The sequence below is a fragment of the Novosphingobium sp. fls2-241-R2A-195 genome (assembly GCF_030209485.1).
In the GTDB taxonomy this organism is placed as follows: domain Bacteria; phylum Pseudomonadota; class Alphaproteobacteria; order Sphingomonadales; family Sphingomonadaceae; genus Novosphingobium; species Novosphingobium resinovorum.
Window position 1 is genome coordinate 1 of record NZ_JARVRY010000054.1, and the last position, 4309, is coordinate 4309.

3 protein-coding genes and 2 pseudogenes are annotated in these 4309 nt (G+C 62.2%); all 5 read right to left on the minus strand.

Translation table 11 applies throughout. The features are described from left to right. A pseudogene (locus QRN25_RS26095) lies at positions 1–1043 on the minus strand (hypothetical protein); the annotation flags it as partial. A gap of 230 nt (positions 1044–1273) precedes the next feature. Then, positions 1274–1690, minus strand: a pseudogene (locus QRN25_RS26100) (IS21 family transposase); the annotation flags it as partial. A gap of 41 nt (positions 1691–1731) precedes the next feature. Further along, complete coding sequence (tnpC, locus tag QRN25_RS26105) at positions 1732–3297, minus strand: IS66 family transposase (RefSeq protein ID WP_285022451.1); 1566 nt, start codon at positions 3295–3297, stop codon at positions 1732–1734. A 67-nt stretch (positions 3298–3364) separates the two neighbouring features. After that, positions 3365–3718 (minus strand): IS66 family insertion sequence element accessory protein TnpB, encoded by a 354-nt coding sequence (tnpB, locus tag QRN25_RS26110; protein ID WP_147222007.1) that lies wholly within the window; start codon positions 3716–3718, stop codon positions 3365–3367. Continuing rightward, positions 3715–4071, minus strand: coding sequence for a transposase (locus QRN25_RS26115; protein WP_285022453.1), 357 nt, complete (start codon positions 4069–4071; stop codon positions 3715–3717). Before QRN25_RS26115 ends, tnpB begins: the two co-directional genes overlap by 4 nt. Positions 4072–4309: the final 238 nt, after the last annotated feature.

The following is a 4309-nucleotide window of genomic DNA, read 5'->3' on the forward strand; positions in this document are numbered from 1 at the left end:
TCACTCGGACTGCGCCAATGGGCCCATGGGTTCTGATCAATGCACCTTGGTATTACAGGCCCTCGAGCATCATCGCCGTAAGAATGGTTTCCGCGTCGACTGGCGTGGCGCTGGCCTGTCCGGAAGAGTGGCTGAACACAAGTGCGCGCGCGTGTTCGGTACGCCAACCTTTCAACCGGCGCTGGATAGTTCGCAGAAGGCCGTCTGGGTAGATGTCCGGCTGCTGGGCCTGCAATTTCTCCAGCAACTCGCCCGGTACGCCAAGGCTCCTCTTCGAACCAGGCCTTCAACTGGTCGGTAACCTGAAGCAGTGGATCCGGCCGGCGCCGCTCTCGCTTGCGCGGCGTCTTATCAACGGCCGTGGGCCGCGCCTCACCATTCTGCCAGAAAGCTTTCAGGCTCAAGAGGAAGGCCCCCAGCGGTGGGGGTGACGTTTCGTTCGGATTTGCCAAGACGACGGCGTCGGCCAGGACCACCAGTTTCTGCTGCGCGGTCCGGATATCTCGCAGCAGTCGAACCGGATCCAGTCTGGCAGCCAGGTCCCGTAGCCGTTCGCGTGTCTGCTCGTTGGTCCGCGGGTCATCCATCAGGCGCTGGAACGGCGTCGCGGGAGCGTGATAACGTTTGTGGACTTTGGCGCCGTCGCGGCGCTTTTCCGCCAATTTGAATGAAGGTTGGAAAAAGTTCACGAACAAACGCGCCGCCGCATACAGCTCAGCCAGTAACCCGGCTGCTTCCAGCCCCTCGAAGTGGCGATAGCCCACTAGACGACGCACAACCGAACCGTTCTTCTGCTCGACCCAAGCCTGATCGTTCTTCCGATAGGGACGGCAGCGGGTAAAGGCGATTTCCGTCGCCGCGCAGTAATCCCGCACGGTCTCATTGATAAACACGCTGTCATTGTCGGAATCGAAACCAGCAACGGGAACGGCATCAGCTTGCGCAGTTCCTTGAGGACCTCCACCAACAACGTTTGCTCGCGAACCAGTAGCGGAGCGCATTCGGTCCAGCCTGTTGCGATATCCGTTAACGTTAGCGTTCACGCCCAGCTCCCTTTCGCCACCGGGCCGCTATGAGAAACAAGGTCGGCCTCCATATGTCCCGGCGCCGGATCTCCCCAGTCGCTGAATGTTCGGATCGGAACACTGCGCCTGAGTTCGGATCCTGCCACGCCGCGACGCCGGTCCTTCTGATTGTTTCCTTTCGCGATCCGAAGAACACGGTCAATCGTGGCGGGGCTCATCTGCAACAATCTCACCTTGATCGCCGGATCGAGATCAAGGTGGCCATCATAAAGGCGAGCCCGCAAACGGTGCCCGATCAGGCGGGATGGGACCGTGTAGAACACCTTGCGCAAAGTGAAGCCGCCCGAGGATGTGACCGTCACGAGGATCTCCTCGTAATCGGTGGTGCGCACGTCCGGCAGCGGCTGCAGGAACCTGCGTTCGGCATCGATCCCGGGGCCGTGCCGCCGGTTGCGCGCATTCACGACCTCGTCGATGAAGCGGCGATAGTCGGCAAGGTCGGAGAAGTCGGCGCTCCCGCGCAGCAGCAGCGCATCCCTTATGGCAGCCTTGATATGGCCATGGGCACTCTCGATCGCGCCGTTCTCATGGGCAACGCCCGGGTTGTTCCTCGTGGGCTCCATTCCATAATGGTCACAAAGCGCGTCATAACGCTTGGTCAGGTCGATCCTGGGGTAAGCGCTAAATCATCCCCACCGAGGGGCGTTCAAGCGGCCTGATTGACCTGGGCTGCGGATGTGGCGCGGCTGTCGACCCAGTTGTAGGGCAAGAGATCGTCGACGGGATCGGCGTCGGTACGCAGCACGATCCGGGCGAGTACATCGGTGAGGTAAGCCTGCGGATTGATGTCGTTCAGTTTGCAGGTTTCAATCAGGGTTGCGAAGGCAGCCCAGTTTTCGGCGCCAAGGTCGTGCCCAGCGAACAACGAGTTTTTTCTCTGCAACGTGATCGGCCTGATTGATCGCTCGACCGTGTTATTGTCGAGCTCGATACGCCCATCCTCGAGGAAGCGGATGAGCCCCTTCCACTGATTGAGCGTATAGCCGATCGCCTCGGCCGTGCCCGAACCACGCGGTAGCTTGGGTAGCATCTCCTTGAGCCACGGATGCATCTTCGCAATGATCGGCGCCGCGTCGAGCTGGCGGACGGCCAACCTGTTTTCGGCACTCGTTCCGCGGATCCTCGCCTCGATCTTGTAGAGTTCGGCAATGTACCGCAGGACCTCCTCAGCTACAGGCGCATTACCGCCCTTTGCATCGTCGAAGAAACCGCGCCTGACGTGCGCCCAGCAAAATGCCAGCGTTCCCGGCCCGGCCTTTCGATCCGGGGCCTCTATGTGCTTGTACGAGCCGTAACCGTCGCATTGGACGATGCCGGTAAAGTCCCCGAGCAGCTTCTCTGCCCAGACCTTCCCGCGCCCGGGCATGTAGGTGTAGGCGACCGCTGGCGGATCGACCCCGCCATGCGGGCTGTCGTCGCGGGCAACCGCCCACAGGTAGCCGGTCTTCGTCTTTCCGGTGCCCGGCGCCAAGACCTTCGCGGTGGTTTCGTCAGCGAACACCCTCGCGCCTGCAAGTATATCGGCCTTCAGTCGGCTCGTTATGCGCCCGAGGTAGCCAGCTGCCCTGCCTGCCCAGTTACACAGCGTTCCTCGGTCGATCACGATGCCCTGGCGCCGCAGGGCCTGCGCCTGGCGATAGAACGGAGTGTGATCGGCGTACTTCTTGACGACGACGTCAGCGATGAGTGCCTCGGTGGGAAGGCCGCCTGGAACCACGTGCCTGGGTGCCGGCGCCTGGAACACACCCTCGCTGCACACGCGGCACGCCATTTTCGGACGCGCGGTCACGATCACCCGGTACTGGATGGGAATGACGTCGAGCCGGCTCGAGACGTCGCTGTCGATGCAATGCAGCGCGCCGCTGCAGCAGGGGCATTCCTTCTCATCGGGCAGAAGCACTTCTTCCACCCGAACCAGGTGCCCTGGAAGAGATGCGCGCGCGGCGCCCGGCTCCTTCCGGCTTCGTTCTCTCTTCCGGTCTCCCGCCGCCGATTGCTCCGCAAGTCCGTCCAACTCGGCGCGGGCGACGTCGAGATCATCGAGGCCCAACGCCAACTGATCCGGGCTGAGCTTTTCCGAGCGTTTGCCAAAGGTCGTACGGGTGATCTGATCGAGGATATGCTGCATCCGAGCCTCGCGCTCGAGACCTGCCAGGACCATCGCCTTGAGCGTGGCGATGTCGTCGGGAAGGTCGGCGGCGGTGGCGGACATGCCTGCATACTGGCCGTTTTTCGGACGGTCGCAATCGCATTTCGACCAGAAGAATCAGGCGCGCGACCTACCGCGTCGTGACCGGACTATGGACGCGCGGCGTGTGCATTTTGGACCATTGGAGCCCCTCGAACAGGGCAGATGCCTGGGCTGCGGAGAGCCGCATGACGCCATCCCCGGCCCTTGGCCAATGGAAGCCGCCGGTCTGCAGAACCTTGCTTACAAGTACGAGGCCGGTTCCATCCCACACCAGGAGTTTGATCCGGTTCGCTCGCTTCGAACGAAAAATGAAGGCGACGCCGGAGAACGGCTTGAGCCCCAATTCATGCTCGACCAACGCGGCAAGGCCGATCGCTCCCTTCCTGAAGTCCACCGGTTTGGTCGCCACCATCACATTAAGCGGCCCAGGTGGGATGATCATCCCACCTGCCTCACCGCGCCTAGCACTCGAGCTATATGGTCTGCGCTCGCCCCGGGCGGCACGTGGATCGCGATGGCGGCAAGGCGGATCACAATCTCCTGATCCGCCTTGCCGCCAGGCCCGCCGTCCCCTCCGCCCTCGACCACTGCGGGAACGAAGCCCAACGTCTCCTCGCCCGCGCGCTTGCCAACCGTGCTCTCGTGCCGCCAGGCGTAAAGCTGTTGAGGAAGCATGTCGTGGGCACGAGCGATCTGCGCAACATTGGCGCCGGCCTCGAAACTCGATGCGATAATCCGCGCCTTGGCTTCGGCGGTCCAACGACGGCGCGCCCGGCCCGCCGGTATCACATCCATCCGCGAGGGACGTTGTCCCTCCTGCCTTTCGAAAGTTGTTTCGAAAGTCGTTACATCATCTGTCACTACGATACCCCTCATCTGAGGGGCTAACCATAGCCAGCTCGTCCGCTAGGAAAATGTGGGGAGGATTTGGCGCTTACGATCCTGGCATCCGCGTCCAGATTGCGGAAGGCGGCCGAGAGGCTGTCGGTACGATGAAGCTTCGGCGCGCCGCCTGCGGACCAGAGCGCGTTCT